Source organism: Conyzicola nivalis, assembly GCF_040548875.1.
GTDB lineage: Bacteria > Actinomycetota > Actinomycetes > Actinomycetales > Microbacteriaceae > Conyzicola > Conyzicola nivalis_A.
The window spans coordinates 55,354-68,246 of record NZ_JBEPSJ010000006.1; the positions used below are offsets into that span (position 1 = coordinate 55,354).

A 12,893-nucleotide genomic window follows, 5' to 3' on the forward strand; every position below is an offset into this window, starting at 1 on the left:
AAAGTAGACCGTCGGCCCGAGCTTCGGTTTGGGACTGTGGGGTATGGTGTAATTGGCAACACGGAAGATTCTGATTCTTTTGTTCTTGGTTCGAGTCCAGGTACCCCAGCTGTAGCCCCCGCTCAGGCGGGGATTTTCTGTTAGCTTCATGCATTTTGATGCTTGTGTTTGGCACTTTTGGCCATATTCGCAACAAGATGTCGTGATTAGCGCGTAGGTAGTGCGGTGTCTCTCCGCGACTCAGTGCTGAAGCGCCGAGCTGAGCGCGGTTCTTGGTTCGAGTTGAGCTGGGGACACCCTCGCTGTCACCCAGGTGTCGCCGAGGGCCCGAAGCGCTCTGGACGGACCTGTCACGGCCTATGGGCCGCGCCTCGCCAGCTTCCGCAGTGACGAGGCGGCCAGCGGCCTCGGGTCTAGATGCCTACTTGGCGAGTGAAGCGGACGCCGTCGCCGTGTCGACGTTCGCCGCGATGTTCGTCAGAGCGAAGCTGACGGCGGCGTGCTGCCACTCCGCGCTTAGGCTCGAGGTGGCGTCTTCGACGATCTTGACGGTGTAGCCGTGGTCGGCGGCGTCGCGGATGGTGTGCTCGACGGCCATGTTCGTCCAGGCGCCGACGACGATCAGATCGGTGACGCCGAGGTTGCGCAGCAGCGTGTTGATCTCGGTGCCGTTGAAGACGCTCATGCGGGTGCGGTCGAGAACGACGTCGCCTGCCTTCGGGGCGAGTTCGTCGACGATGGCCGCGCCCCAGCTGTCGAACTTGAAGGTGTCGGGGGCGAGCATCTGGAAGATCGGGGCGTTGTCGCCGCCGAGTCCGGGCACCGGGTAGACGACGATGCGGCTGTAGAACACGGGCGTCGCGCTCGCGCGTGCCGCGTCGAGCAGAGTGCCGACGTTGTCGATCACGTTCTGCGCCTTAGCGTGCTCGGCCGCGCCGAAGCTGGCGTAGGCGCCTTCGGGATGAACGGTGTCGTTCTGCATGTCGATCACGATGACCGCAGATGTGGGGGTGGTGGTCATGTTCAGATCTCTCTTCGTTGTTCCGATTCTCCGATTGCGGGATTCCTTGATGGCAACTATCTTTGCGGGAAGTATATTCCCGGGAATAGGAATTCGACGGTGTGGGTTGAGCCCTACATAGCTCGGACACGACTGAATAGAAAGCAGAGGAACTGATGGCGCGTTTCACCGACATGTTCACCGAATTGGTGCGGGTAGAGATCGAACTCTGGAACGGGCTCGACGCCCACCTGGTGGCGACTGCGGGCATCACGTTGCCGCAGTTCCAGGCGCTCGACGCCATCCGGGCGAACTCTGGCCAGGCCCGGGTGCAGGACATCTCGCAGCGCATGGCGATCACGGTCGGCGCGACGAGCAAGGTCGTCGACCGGCTCGAGCGCGACGGTCTCGCCCTGCGCAGCGCGCATCCGACCGACCGCCGCTCGTCGATCGTCTCACTGACCTCCAAGGGCGCATCCGCCTTGAATATCGCGGATGACGCGGCTGAGAGTCATCTCCGCGAGGAGTTGGGCGGTGTGCTGTCCGATGACGATGCGGGGCGTCTCCTTGGCGATCTGGTCTCGCTCAGGGCGCAGTCGCGCGTGGAGGTGGCGAAGTGACCGCGACGATGCGGGCGGTCGTAATCGAGCAGCCCGGCGGCCCCGAGGTGCTGCAGGTGAATGATGTGCCGATTCCCGTTCCCGCGCCGGGATGGGTGCTCATCCGCGTCGAGGCATTCGGGTTGAACCGTTCCGAGTTGCACTTCCGTTCCGGCGTCGCCTCGACCGGCAGCTTCCCGAGGATCCCCGGCATCGAAGCCGTCGGCACCGTGGGCGAGGCGCCCGGCGGCGAGTTTCCCGTGGGCACGAAGGTCGCGGCGATGATGGGCGGCATGGGACGTGAGTTCGACGGCGGCTACGCCGAATACGTCTCCGTGCCCGCCGGCATCGTGCTGCCGTTCACCAGTTCGCTCGACTGGGACGTGCTCGGGGGAGTCCCTGAGATGCTGCAGACCGCCGCAGGCTCGCTCCGAGTCGGGCTCGAAGCCGTCGACGGTCAGAGCCTCCTCATCCGGGGCGGCACATCCTCGATCGGTCTCGCCCTGGCGACGCTGGGCTCGATGAGGGGAATGACGGTCATATCGACGACCCGCAACCCGGCGAGTGCCGGGTTGCTCGAATCCGCGGGCGCCACCCACGTCGTCATAGACTCGGGCGAGGTCGCAGCCCGAGTGCGCGAACTCGTGCCCGGTGGCGTCGACGGCGCCGTCGAACTCGTCGGCGTCAACGTCATGCGCGACACTTTGCGCGCCGTGCGCACCGGCGGCACCGTGTGCTTCACCGGCATGCTCTCCGATCAGTGGACGATCTCCGAGTTCTACCCGATGGACTGGCTGCCCAACGGAGTGCGCCTCACCGCATACTCGGGCGAGGCCAGCGACTTGACGCAGGCGGAGCTGCAGGGGTTCGTCGACGCCGTCGCCGCCGGCCATGCGCGTGTGCCGATCGGCCGCACGTTCACGCTCGACGAGATCGTGCAGGCGCACGCCCTCATGGAGAGCGGCACAGCGGGCGGCAAGATCGTCGTGCTCGCCCGATGATCGAGTTCGACAACATCTCGAATAAATACACTCAGCACTGGCGTCACCGTACCTCCGGTCATGATGGACTCAGTCATCGTTGTCACCTGCTGAGCGCAGCAAAGTCACCGCATCTTGCGTGTATATGAGGCGCTTCACGATCGTGTAGCGGTGACGTTGGTAAACACCGTGGAGCACGGACATCACCGCCGCGGTGACAACGCCGGTGAGGATCGCCTGCTGGCCTGTGAATGCCAATACGTCTAAGGCGAGCGCGATTCCGGCGCCGGCGACGATCGAATTCACGACGGCGACTGCGGTCGACGTCGTGAAGAAGATGTTGCGCCACGAATCGTTCCGTCCTATCTCGAGCAGTTCGTTCGGCGCCCTCCCCTCGACGGGTCGTGGGAAGTACTCGTCGGCTCCCGGCAGCAGCGTCGAATAGAACCGTCGGATGCGCTGGATAGACGCGAGGGCGACAACGTCTTCGAGAGACGTCTCAACCAGCCGCTCGTAGGTGAAGATCCCGAGGAGGAAGACGACCGGGATGATGACTCCGAGGAAGCCGAACGCGATCGGTGTCTGCGCGAGGAACCCGAAGGCGACCAGCGAGCTCGAGAGGGTCATAAGGTACAGGGAGGCCCTGCTCGAGGACTCGCTGACGGTGATGCCGCGCGCGGATTCGAGGACGAAGTGCTCGGTGAGAAGGGCATTGTAGAAGGCGGTCGGCCTGTCCGCCAGCTCGTCAGCTGCCTGCCACGCGTGTGGAAGGCGCGGCAGCGGGTTCCCATTCGCCACGGTTTCTCCTTCCGACTCTGGCCGCTGAGGGTACTTGCCGGAGCAAGCCCATCTTGATTCCTCTATTCGACTTGGAAGCGGGCGGCGAAGTGCTGGACATTTGTCGAGTCAACGCTCGACGGCCGTCTACCGCCTCCCGGCTGGCGCGCTCATACGCTGATCCCACCGATCGGACGGGACCTGAAAGCTGCCGGAAGATCACGCCGCTCTGCCTCGTTCCGCGGCACCAGGTTCCCCCGTCGGGTGCCGCGGTCCTGGGTTCTGTCGCGGTCCACCGCCCGAAAGTAATGGAGTATCGAAATGACCTCGCTTGACCTCCCCACCCCCAACACGGACTTCGACCCGCTCGACTTCGCCATCGTCCAACACAAGACCTTCGAGGACCTCGTCGTCGGCGACACCTTCCGGGCGCCCAGCCGCACCCTCACCGACGCGCACAGCTCGGCGTTCCAGACGGTGTCGGCCGACAACCATCCCGTGCACTACGACGCCGTCTGGGCAAAGGCCCACGGACACAGCGCCCCAGTCGTCCACGGGCTGCAGGTGCTCGCGTTCACCGCACCCGGCGCGACACTCTTCCCGCACATCATCGGCGAAGTCTTCATCGCCTTCACCGGCCTGTCGGTCGAGTTCACCGGCGAAGTGCACAGCGGAGACACCTTGTACTCGCAGCTGGTCATCGTCGAACTCGAGTCGAAAGACGGCAAAGGCATCGTCACCACCTCGGTAACCGTCCATAACCAGCGCGGCGAGGTGGTGCTCCGTGGCGAGCACCAGTACACGCTGAAGCTGACCGCCTAGCCGTCGACCGACCGGACCAGGCCATGACGGTTATCGGCGTACCCGCGGCAGGGACTACCAGCGATCACGTGACCCTCGTGCGCACGATCACCGTGGAACACACCTTGGACTTCATCCTCCACGAGGAACGAACCGTGGTCCGGGTCGGGGCCGACGATGTCCTCGACCTCACAACGACAAACATCGCCCACAAGATCGCCAGTTAGGCAATGATGACTGAAACGACCGTTTCTCCCGCAACCCCGGCGGCACCGTCCACCCCGAATGTCGGAGCTTTCGCTCCCCTGAAGGTGAAGCTCTTCCGGGCGCTATGGACCGCCTCGCTGATCAGCAGTATCGGCGGATGGATGCAGACGGTAGGCGCCCAATGGTTCCTCGTCGAAAGCCACAGCGACGCTGCTCTCGTCGCGCTGATCCAGACAGCCTCCGCCGCTCCGTTCCTCATCCTGGGCATCCCCTCGGGCGTTCTGGGGGAATTCGTCAACCGGCGCAAACTGCTCATCGTCGTGCAGTCCTCCTTAGTCACGATCGGCGTGATCCTCAGTTTCGTGACGTGGATCGGCGGGATGACGCCGTGGCTGCTGCTCGCGTTCACCTTCCTGCTCGGCGCGGGCTCTGCCATTCAAGGCCCCGCCTATCAGGCGCTCGTTCCGGAAATCGTGTCCCGACCTCTCATCCCCAGTGCCGCGGCCCTGAGCTCCATCGGCGTCAACATCGCCCGTTCCATCGGGCCGGCGATCGCCGGCCTCGTCGTGGCCTCCCTCGGCATCCCGTTCGTCTTCGCCCTCAACGCCCTTTCGTTCGCCGTGTTCCTCGTGGTGCTGATCGCCTGGCGCGGGTACAAGCCGCCTGTACGCCGTCCCGAACCGTTCCTCGAAGCGACCCGGGCGGGACTGCGCTACGTCTGGAACGCCGGGGTCGTGCGCCGGACGATGGTGCGCTTGGCGCTCTTCATCGTTCCCGCCTCCGCACTCTGGGCGCTCCTGCCGCTGATCGCCTCGCAACAGCTCGGACTGGACTCGAACGGATACGGCTTGCTGCTCGCCGCAGTCGGCATTGGATCGGTCGGCGGGGCGTTCGTCATTCCCAGGGCCCGCGAGAAACTCGGCTCCAACGTGACCGTCATGCTCGCATCGGCCATGTTCGGCATCGTCATCGTCGTGTCGGCCGTCTCGCAGTCGCTCTGGCTCACGCTGGCCGCGCTGGTGTTCGGCGGCGTTGGCTGGATCGCGGTCATCGCGTCGCTGAACGGCTCGGTGCAGGCGTTCCTGCCTGCCTGGGTGCGGTCCCGCGGCTTGTCTGTCTACCAGCTCGTCCTCTTCGGCAGCACAGCAGGCGGTTCGGCGATCGTCGGAGTATTCGCTCAGGCCACGGGCGTGGTGCAGACCAGTGTCGGGGCGGGAGTGCTCGTCATCGTCGTCGCGGCGAGCCAAATCTTCTGGCCGCTGCTGTCCACCGCGGACAAGGAACGTTCTCTCGTGACCATCCCATTGACCGACGTGCCGCCTGTCGACGACGTCCCGCCGTTGCCGATCAGCGACACCGCCGAGACACTCGTACTGATCCGATACACGGTGGAGCCTGCGAATCGCGCCGCGTTCGTCGCGCAGATGCAGGTCGTGCGCCAGACCCGTAGGCGCACCGGCGCGCGACGATGGGAACTCTATGACGACCGCGAAGACACGCACACAGTCATCGAGGCGTTCTCGGTGGGGTCGTGGCGCGAGCATCTCAGCCAGCACGACGATCGGACGACAGGGTTCGACCAAGTCGAGCTCGAGAAAGCCAGGGCACTCGCCAGTGCCCGGCCGGAAGTGCGTCACCTCACTCAGATCGATCCAGCAGCGCCCGCGGAGCCCGGGACATGACCCTCCTACTCAGGCGACCGCATACAGGTCACGCGCCCGAAGCCGAACCGGCCGCCGAATCGGGCACGCAGCGCGGCGGTCACCCGGTTCCGGCCGGAACAGCGGTTGGCGTTCCGCCGGCCTCAGTCCATGTCGCAGCTGATCCCGCAGCTCGACCGCAGACTCGGCAGTTCTCGGACATCATGGGCACCATCGTCGGATTCCCGAACGTCGACGTAGAGGGCGACGGATCGAATGCCCTGCGTCTGCATTTCGTGGACGAGCGGCGTCAGAGCGGCGGTCGGGTCTTGGATTTCGAAGTACTCCACGGGCGTGCCGAACTCGCCGGAATCACCCAGGTTCAGGCTCGGGATTAGCCTCTGCGCGGTGCTCCCCGAGGCTGGGGAGATGGAGCATCCCGGCGATGATGAAAGAGCGACTGCGCTGAGCCAGAACTGTTACCGTCACTCCCGACCGCTACCGCAAGACCTCGCGCGATGCGTCTCCAACCCGCGAAACCCTGCCGGAGCGATCTGCCCGAATAGACGCGCGCTTACGGCACCGAGGTCGTCGTGGCCGTAATCAGCGGGCTACTCGGCGCCAGCGGAGCTCGGAGTGGAACGCCCGGCCGTCGGACGCGATTCGCGGCGACGCGATGATGTTCACGGTGTCTCCGTCTAGTTGTAGTACCCGTAGTTGGCTCTGTCCTTGCCAGTTCGGGTAGAGCGAGAGTTCGATGTTGTGCAACACCTCGCCGGATTCCTCATCGAGCAGATAGGTGCCGGCGTAGGCGACGAAGGTGCGGGCCGAACTGGCGTACTCGTCGGGGGTAGCGTCCTGAGGATCCAACGCTGAGACCACAGGGCGGTCGGACGCGCCGAGCACTGCACTTACCGTTCCATCCGCCGTGTAGAAGAGGTACCCGCAGGCGTTGGGTCCGAACTCTGCGACCTTCGTTCCGTCGTCGAAATGCTGCACGGCGCTGAGGAGCCGCCATGACCCGATGATGGCGCCTCGGCTGATCTTTCGGCTCATGGTCGTTCCTCTTTCGCTAAGCATGGGAGGTCTGGTAGTTCTTGACGGCGATACCGACGAATACGGCGACGGCTAACGTGGCCGGGACAACAGCTGCATGATCTCCGAACAACGTCGACGCCAGCGCTCCGACCAGACACCCTCCGATGAAGCCCGCGAGGAGCGGCCACGTGTCTCTCCAATGCGTCAGAGCCGTCGCTGACTTCCCGCGCGAGGCGATCAGGTCGAAGACCGCGATGGTCGCGACGGCCAGGTTTCCGGTCATGACCGAAGTCGTCGGCGCGTGCGGGAAGGCGAGATGTAGGTAGGCGTTCTGGGTCGCCATCGCGCAGACCGCGCACAATCCGATCGCGAGAGCCAAGCCGCCCTCCGGGCTTGCCGACGCCGTGCCGGTGAACGACAGAACTGCCGCAGCCGCGAGCAGCAACGCTTGGGCGCCCAGCAGCAGCCGTTGCATCCGGCCGTCCCTGCCCGCAAGTCTTCTCGCGACGGCAGTGGCGGCGACGACCGTCACGACGAAGACCGGCAGGGCGAGGACAACGGCGAGGTGGGGTCGGGTGCCGGTGACGACGTCTGCTGCGACGAGCACGAGGTTGCCGGTGATGTGCGCGGTGAACAGGCCGCCGAGGAGGATCCAGCTGGTGACGTCGGTGATGCCGGCGAGCAGGGCGAGCACCCCCGGGAGCTTCACGTCGGCTCTCGACTCAGTTCCGATGAGGCTGGCGTTAGTCATGCTGTCTTCTCCCGGTGTGAGACGATCTGTGTGAGACGATCTGTTGGTAGAGGTACTTGGGGAGCGCCAAGCCGACGGCCATCCCAGCCACGATCAGCGCGGCGGTCGTCCCGTCGGAGATGGCTCCGAGCAGGCTCGACTCGGTGCCGCCGAACTGCAGCTCGCCCAGGGTGTCGATTGCCCGGAACAGGTAGACGCCGGGGATCAGGGCGACTACAGCTGCGAAGGAGACGGCGGCGAACGGTATGTGAAGACGGTGGGATACCGGCGCCAGCACGATTCCGACAACCAGGCAGGCGACCGTGGCGCCGACCGCGACGTTCCAGCCGAGGTCGTTCATCACCCAAGTGCGGAGACCGTGTGCGATTGCACCGACCGCGATCGGCCAGACAATCAGCCGGTAAGGTATCGCGAAGTAGATCGGATAGGACGCGGCCGCTACCGCGGCAGCGACCACGTCGAGCCACAGCGGGATGGTCCTTCCGGCAGGCTCGACGGGCAGGTCCGTGCCGAAGACCGCGAGCGCGAGGGCGAGTCCTGCTCCGATGGAGAGCACGAGCACCGCGGCGTAGCCGAGACGGGCGAACCCGAGGGAGATCCGTAGGGCGAACAGGTCGAGCAGGCCGTTGAGGATGTGGGGTCCCGGTACCAAGATCATCGCCGGACACACGGCGATCAACCGCAGCGAGGTGCTGAGGTCGGCGTTCACGGCGATGCCCCCGATGATTCCGGCCAGGAACGCGGCGGCGAAGACCTGCCCGATCGATCCGATGTGGGCTTTGCCGAGCAGCCGACGGATGAGGCCGCCAAGCGCGCCGCTGAACGCGATAAGCAGGACTGCGGTTGCGTCGTCCGCGCCGAAGATGGTCGAAAGGGCTGCGGTGCCGGTGGCGCAGGCGAGTACGAACAACCAGAGTGGGGACTGGCCGGCTTTGGACGCCCGGTCCAGCTCGGCCGCCAATTCCGACCGGTTGGAGTTCTTCTCGCCGATCTTGTCGATGGCCCGCATCGCTATCGCGACGGCCCGCATGGCCACGCCTTCGGGCGGTGCGACGACTGTGAGCGGGTCGCGGCCCTGGTCGAGCACACTGATCGATGTCCAGGTGGGGACGAGTTGAAAGTCGGTGGCGAGGGCGCGGTTGAGGCGGTCGACGGCGTCGAGGGTGACTCCCGTCGATTCGCCGTTGGCGTGCAGGAGCGCCGCCGCGCGGGCGACGAGGGCTTGGTCAGAGCCTTCGGTCACCCGCGCGTCGACGATGGGGTCGGTGGTCGTCATCAGGCGCCGCCGACCCCGGTGCCGACCATGTCGAGCGGGTTGACGATCTTGTCGAACTGCTCTGCGGTGACCTTGCCCAAGGCCAGCGCAGCCTCTCGCAGCGTGGTTCCCTTGGCGATGGCGTCTTCGGCGATGTGCGCGGAGTTCTGGTAGCCGATCACGGGGCTGAGGGCGGTGACGAGCATGACGCTGTCGCCGACGTACTGGGCGATCTTGTCCTTGTTGAGCTCGGTTCCCTTGACTGAGAACTCGAGGAACTTCGCGACGCCGTCGCCGAGGATGCGCGCCGAGTGCAGGTAGTTGTTGATGATGATCGGGCGCATCGCGTTGAGTTCGAAGTTGCCTTGCGATCCGGCGAACGCGACGGCCGTGTCATCCCCGATGACCTGGATGGCAATCATCACGATCGCCTCGCACTGGGTGGGGTTGACCTTGCCGGGCATGATCGACGAACCCGGCTCGTTGGCGGGGAGCAGAAGTTCGGCGAATCCAGTGCGCGGACCGGAGGCAAGCCACCGCATGTCGTTGGCGATCTTCATCAGCGACACGGCGGCTCCGCGGAGAGCGGCGTGGGCGCGCACCATGGCGTCGAGCGACCCCTGCGCCTCAAACTTGTTCGGCGCCGTGATGAAGTCCTTTCCGGTGAGCGCGGCGATCTCCTCGGCGACCTTGATCGAGAATCCCTCGGGCGCGTTGAGGCCGGTGCCGACTGCGGTTCCTCCGAGAGCGAGCTTCAACAGGCCCATACGGCTGTGCTCGATCTCGCGGATGACCCCTTCGATCATGGCGGCGTAGCCCGACCATTCTTGGCCCACGGTCAGTGGGACGGCGTCCTCGAGGTGGGTGCGGCCGATCTTCACTACGTCCATCCACAGTTTCGACTTCTTGGCGATCTCGGCGTGAAGTGCCTTCAGGCTGGGCAGCAGGCGCTCGTCAATCTCGGTGATCGCAGCGATGTGCATCGCGGTCGGAAAGGAGTCGTTGCTCGACTGGCCCATGTTCACATCGTCGTTCGGGCCGACGGGCTCTTGCGAACCGAGCTCGCCGCCGAGCAGCTGGATGGCACGGTTGGAGAGCACCTCGTTGATGTTCATGTTGCTCTGCGTGCCCGATCCCGTCTGCCAGACGAACAGGGGGAACTCGGTATCCAGCTTGCCGGCGATGGTCTCGTCGGCGGCCTGCACGATCGCCTTTGCCTTCCAGTCCGCGAGGCGGCCCGCTTTCTGGTTCACGATCGCGGCAGCCTTCTTTACGATGCCGTAGGCGCGGTAGACCTCGATGGGCATGTGGTCGTTGCCGATCGAGAAGTGGATGAGCGAGCGCTGGGTCTGCGCTCCCCAATAACGACCGGCCGGTACATCCACATTGCCCATGCTGTCGAATTCGGTGCGCTCGCCTGTGGCGTCGATGCCGATGGGAACGTCGATGATGGTCGGTGTAGTCGTGGTCATTGCAACCTCCATGGCTGGTTCTGAACTTCGAACGACCGGATGATCGTTCGTGCTCATGAACCTAGGAAGTCGAAGGAGTGACGGCACTGAGCCGATGTTCAGTCCTGCCTAGACATTCGTCGTGCGATCCCGGATTCGCAGGTGCCGGACCACCCTCCAGCGTTGGCGGGGCTTGGACGCGACGTGGCTAACTCGCGAGCACCAGCTGCTTGAGAGCATGCTCCGATTCGGGATCTGCGCCCCGCCAGACGATGAGAATCGCGTTCGATCCGCCGGCAAGTTCGAGGAGCTGGTATCTGATCGTGAGCTCGCCTGCTGACTGGTGTGTGGCCTGCAAAACTCCGTGCGGACGGAGTTGTTGCCGGTCTGCCGCCCATGCCGTCGAGAATGCGCGGCTCATCGCCGAGAGTTCGCCGACGATCTTCTCGAACTCCGCGTCGTCCTCGTGCCACGCCAGGGACGCGTGAAGCGCTGCCACGACCTGGTAGCTGAGGTCCTCCGCGCTGGCGTAAGCGCGTCTGGGGATCACTTCCAGAAACATCTCTCGCGCGAGGTTCGTGCCCATCCGCAAACTGGGGAAGAGAGCCTCTGCCAGCCGACTCGATCCGGAAACGTTCAAATGCCGGTCGATCAGGGTGGCCGCGACGCCATCCCAAGAATGCAAGAACTCAACGACGCCCTCGCCCGACACCATCCCCGACTCCATGTATGTCGGGGTCCGGTCATCGCGACCACTGAAGTTCATCATTCGCCGTCTCTCCTTCGGTAATCGCAGAGGAACGAACTTCTGGGCGTCTGCTGATTCCGACAGTAGACACCTTCGACACTGCTTTCCTCCTATCGTCGTTCAATGCTGGTTAGACAAATGTCTAATTCTCGCCCTCTCCGCCACGAAAATGAAGTGAAGGTATCACTGGCGTTGTTACCCAGCTGGTTCACGTTCGATCTACCGTCGACCACGATGATAAATTTCCAAGAGGTAGTCGACGAGCTCGCCAGAACGCTGGGGCGTTCTGTGCTCATCGGCGACCCCAGTCATCGTCTGATCGCCGCGAGCAGCCAAGGCAAAGACATCGACCACATGCGGGCGATGAACGTCATCCAACGAGAAGCCCCGGCCGAGCAGAAACAGTACTTCGAGAGCATCAAACTCAACGACGCCCACCAACCAGTGACCGTCGCGCTCAACCATCTCGGAGGTTTAGACAGGCTCGCGGTCCCTGTGCGTGACGGCCGCGAACACCTCGCCACGTTCTGGCTGATCGTCGAAAACCTTCCGCCGCTGCGAGGTGACGACTATGCCGCTATCGATGCGGCCGTCTCGGTGACTCGCAAGCTGCTCGGGCCCAAAGACAGCGAACGCGAACCCGGCACCAGCGACGACATCATGGGCGCGCTTCTGTCATCTGACACGGCCGAACGTCGGCACGCCTTCGACGAGGCGATTGCGCGTCGAAGGCTCGAGCGCGGAGAACAAACGGTGGTCTACGCAGTGGACATACCGATCGAAGTCGGAGCTCTCGATCGGCTCTCCTTCGCCCGGCAGCTGTCGGCGTCGCGGAAGAGCTCGATCGCCTACATCGGAGAGCGTAAAGACCTCCTGCTTTTCGTCGGACGCAGCAGTGACACGGTTGATACCCAAGCGTTTATCAGAGCAGAAGCGGAAACTAGGTCGATCGCGGTGAACGCGATCGGGACCGCCCGCCACAACAGGATCGCGCCCGATCTGCACGAGACGGCAGACCAGGCCGAAATGGCCGCTGGCATCGTCGCTGCCGTTCCCCAACTCGGCGGCGTCGGCGACATCAGCTCCCTCGGCGTCTGGGCGCTTCTCGCCTCCGTCATCGGCGATCGCTCCTATCTGCAGGTCTTCTCTCCCGCAGCCTTCGTCCTCTGCGCCGAAGGGGACGATGTCCAACGGCAGACCATCGAGGCGTATCTCGACGGCGCATGCCACGTCACGGCAGTCTGCGAACAGCTGCACATCCATCGGGCAACGCTCTACTACCGTCTGGACCGCATGCCTGAGGCCGTGAAAGAAGCTCTCGACGACGGCGCGCAGCGCAGCGCACTCCACATGTGTTTGAAGCTCGTCCGACTCTGGGAATCCACCGGGCGCATCTGATCGCGCGAGCGCTCGGCCGTGAGGCATCCCTCTCATCGTGTGCCGTAGAAGGCCGGGATGGCGCTCAGCGCTGTCACTTCAGGCGCTGATTTCAGGGCGCGCGGGTGCGGGATCGACGTTTCGACATTTGTCTAGTCGTCCGACTAAACGAACGTCGTGTGAGGACTTGACGAGCGTCTTACAACGGCAGACACGCGTCGCGGCACTCTATTCATCAACCGCTTCACCCTTCGAACAGAAAAGAAGAG

14 protein-coding genes and 1 tRNA gene are annotated in these 12,893 nt (G+C 64.3%); 8 read left to right on the forward strand and 7 right to left on the reverse strand.

Annotation, left to right across the window (positions count from 1 at the left end; translation table 11 throughout):
- The first annotated feature begins 37 nt into the window (after positions 1 to 37).
- A tRNA-Gln gene (locus ABIE21_RS18145) sits at positions 38 to 109 on the forward strand.
- A gap of 312 nt (positions 110 to 421) precedes the next feature.
- Here ABIE21_RS18145 and ABIE21_RS18150 read toward each other — a convergent pair.
- Positions 422 to 1,021 carry an isochorismatase family cysteine hydrolase gene (locus ABIE21_RS18150; RefSeq protein ID WP_354026264.1) on the reverse strand — a complete coding sequence of 200 codons (600 nt, stop codon included), beginning with the start codon at positions 1,019 to 1,021 and terminating at the stop codon, positions 422 to 424.
- Positions 1,022 to 1,176: 155 nt separating this feature from the next.
- On the opposite strand from ABIE21_RS18150, the gene ABIE21_RS18155 reads away from it, so the two are divergent.
- Both ABIE21_RS18155 and ABIE21_RS18160 read left to right on the forward strand, forming a co-directional pair.
- Positions 1,177 to 1,620 (forward strand): MarR family winged helix-turn-helix transcriptional regulator, encoded by a 444-nt coding sequence (locus tag ABIE21_RS18155; RefSeq protein WP_354026265.1) that lies wholly within the window; start codon positions 1,177 to 1,179, stop codon positions 1,618 to 1,620.
- A complete protein-coding gene (locus ABIE21_RS18160) occupies positions 1,617 to 2,600 on the forward strand; it encodes a zinc-binding dehydrogenase (protein WP_354026266.1) in 984 nt (327 codons plus the stop codon). The genes ABIE21_RS18155 and ABIE21_RS18160 overlap by 4 nt, the downstream gene beginning before the upstream one ends.
- A gap of 69 nt (positions 2,601 to 2,669) precedes the next feature.
- On the opposite strand, the gene ABIE21_RS18165 is transcribed toward ABIE21_RS18160, so the two are convergent.
- Positions 2,670 to 3,377 (reverse strand): hypothetical protein, encoded by a 708-nt coding sequence (locus ABIE21_RS18165; RefSeq protein ID WP_354026267.1) that lies wholly within the window; start codon positions 3,375 to 3,377, stop codon positions 2,670 to 2,672.
- A gap of 300 nt (positions 3,378 to 3,677) precedes the next feature.
- Here ABIE21_RS18165 and ABIE21_RS18170 point away from each other — a divergent pair, with 300 nt between their 5' ends.
- From ABIE21_RS18170 to ABIE21_RS18185, 4 genes are all read left to right on the forward strand, one after another.
- Complete coding sequence (locus tag ABIE21_RS18170; RefSeq protein ID WP_354026268.1) at positions 3,678 to 4,178, forward strand: MaoC family dehydratase; 501 nt, start codon at positions 3,678 to 3,680, stop codon at positions 4,176 to 4,178.
- 68 nt (positions 4,179 to 4,246) lie between these two features.
- A complete protein-coding gene (locus ABIE21_RS18175) occupies positions 4,247 to 4,384 on the forward strand; it encodes a hypothetical protein (RefSeq protein WP_354026269.1) in 138 nt (45 codons plus the stop codon).
- A gap of 6 nt (positions 4,385 to 4,390) precedes the next feature.
- Positions 4,391 to 6,046, forward strand: a complete 1,656-nt coding sequence (locus tag ABIE21_RS18180) for an MFS transporter (RefSeq protein WP_354026301.1) — start codon at positions 4,391 to 4,393, stop codon at positions 6,044 to 6,046.
- Positions 6,043 to 6,402 (forward strand): acetolactate decarboxylase, encoded by a 360-nt coding sequence (locus tag ABIE21_RS18185; RefSeq protein WP_354026270.1) that lies wholly within the window; start codon positions 6,043 to 6,045, stop codon positions 6,400 to 6,402. Before ABIE21_RS18180 ends, ABIE21_RS18185 begins: the two co-directional genes overlap by 4 nt.
- A 205-nt stretch (positions 6,403 to 6,607) precedes the next feature.
- On the opposite strand, the gene ABIE21_RS18190 is transcribed toward ABIE21_RS18185, so the two are convergent.
- The 5 genes from ABIE21_RS18190 to ABIE21_RS18210 all read right to left on the reverse strand — a co-directional run bounded on the left by ABIE21_RS18190 (position 6,608) and on the right by ABIE21_RS18210 (position 11,268).
- The gene (locus ABIE21_RS18190) at positions 6,608 to 7,060 is read right to left on the reverse strand and encodes a lipocalin-like domain-containing protein (RefSeq protein ID WP_354026271.1); all 453 of its coding nucleotides are present in this window, start codon (positions 7,058 to 7,060) and stop codon (positions 6,608 to 6,610) included.
- Between the two features lie 16 nt (positions 7,061 to 7,076).
- The gene (locus ABIE21_RS18195; RefSeq protein WP_354026272.1) at positions 7,077 to 7,793 is read right to left on the reverse strand and encodes a YoaK family protein; all 717 of its coding nucleotides are present in this window, start codon (positions 7,791 to 7,793) and stop codon (positions 7,077 to 7,079) included.
- Complete coding sequence (locus tag ABIE21_RS18200) at positions 7,786 to 9,069, reverse strand: threonine/serine ThrE exporter family protein (protein WP_354026273.1); 1,284 nt, start codon at positions 9,067 to 9,069, stop codon at positions 7,786 to 7,788. The genes ABIE21_RS18195 and ABIE21_RS18200 overlap by 8 nt, the downstream gene beginning before the upstream one ends.
- Positions 9,069 to 10,520, reverse strand: a complete 1,452-nt coding sequence (gene fumC / locus ABIE21_RS18205; RefSeq protein ID WP_354026274.1) for a class II fumarate hydratase — start codon at positions 10,518 to 10,520, stop codon at positions 9,069 to 9,071. The genes ABIE21_RS18200 and fumC overlap by 1 nt, the downstream gene beginning before the upstream one ends.
- Before the next feature lie 187 nt (positions 10,521 to 10,707).
- A complete protein-coding gene (locus tag ABIE21_RS18210) occupies positions 10,708 to 11,268 on the reverse strand; it encodes an MmyB family transcriptional regulator (RefSeq protein ID WP_354026275.1) in 561 nt (186 codons plus the stop codon).
- Positions 11,269 to 11,421: 153 nt separating this feature from the next.
- On the opposite strand from ABIE21_RS18210, the gene ABIE21_RS18215 reads away from it, so the two are divergent.
- The gene (locus ABIE21_RS18215; RefSeq protein WP_354026276.1) at positions 11,422 to 12,645 is read left to right on the forward strand and encodes a helix-turn-helix domain-containing protein; all 1,224 of its coding nucleotides are present in this window, start codon (positions 11,422 to 11,424) and stop codon (positions 12,643 to 12,645) included.
- Positions 12,646 to 12,893: the final 248 nt, after the last annotated feature.

Excerpts from the sequence above, each read along its gene's own strand:
- ABIE21_RS18150 (WP_354026264.1), bottom strand. The coding sequence starts at position 1,021 with ATGACCACCACCCCCACATCTGCGGTCATCGTGATCGACATGCAGAAC.
- ABIE21_RS18155 (WP_354026265.1), top strand. The coding sequence starts at position 1,177 with ATGGCGCGTTTCACCGACATGTTCACCGAATTGGTGCGGGTAGAGATC.
- ABIE21_RS18170 (WP_354026268.1), top strand. The coding sequence starts at position 3,678 with ATGACCTCGCTTGACCTCCCCACCCCCAACACGGACTTCGACCCGCTC.
- ABIE21_RS18180 (WP_354026301.1), top strand. The coding sequence starts at position 4,391 with ATGACTGAAACGACCGTTTCTCCCGCAACCCCGGCGGCACCGTCCACC.
- ABIE21_RS18185 (WP_354026270.1), top strand. The coding sequence starts at position 6,043 with ATGACCCTCCTACTCAGGCGACCGCATACAGGTCACGCGCCCGAAGCC.
- ABIE21_RS18190 (WP_354026271.1), bottom strand. The coding sequence starts at position 7,060 with ATGAGCCGAAAGATCAGCCGAGGCGCCATCATCGGGTCATGGCGGCTC.
- ABIE21_RS18195 (WP_354026272.1), bottom strand. The coding sequence starts at position 7,793 with ATGACTAACGCCAGCCTCATCGGAACTGAGTCGAGAGCCGACGTGAAG.
- ABIE21_RS18200 (WP_354026273.1), bottom strand. The coding sequence starts at position 9,069 with ATGACGACCACCGACCCCATCGTCGACGCGCGGGTGACCGAAGGCTCT.
- fumC (WP_354026274.1), bottom strand. The coding sequence starts at position 10,520 with ATGACCACGACTACACCGACCATCATCGACGTTCCCATCGGCATCGAC.
- ABIE21_RS18210 (WP_354026275.1), bottom strand. The coding sequence starts at position 11,268 with ATGATGAACTTCAGTGGTCGCGATGACCGGACCCCGACATACATGGAG.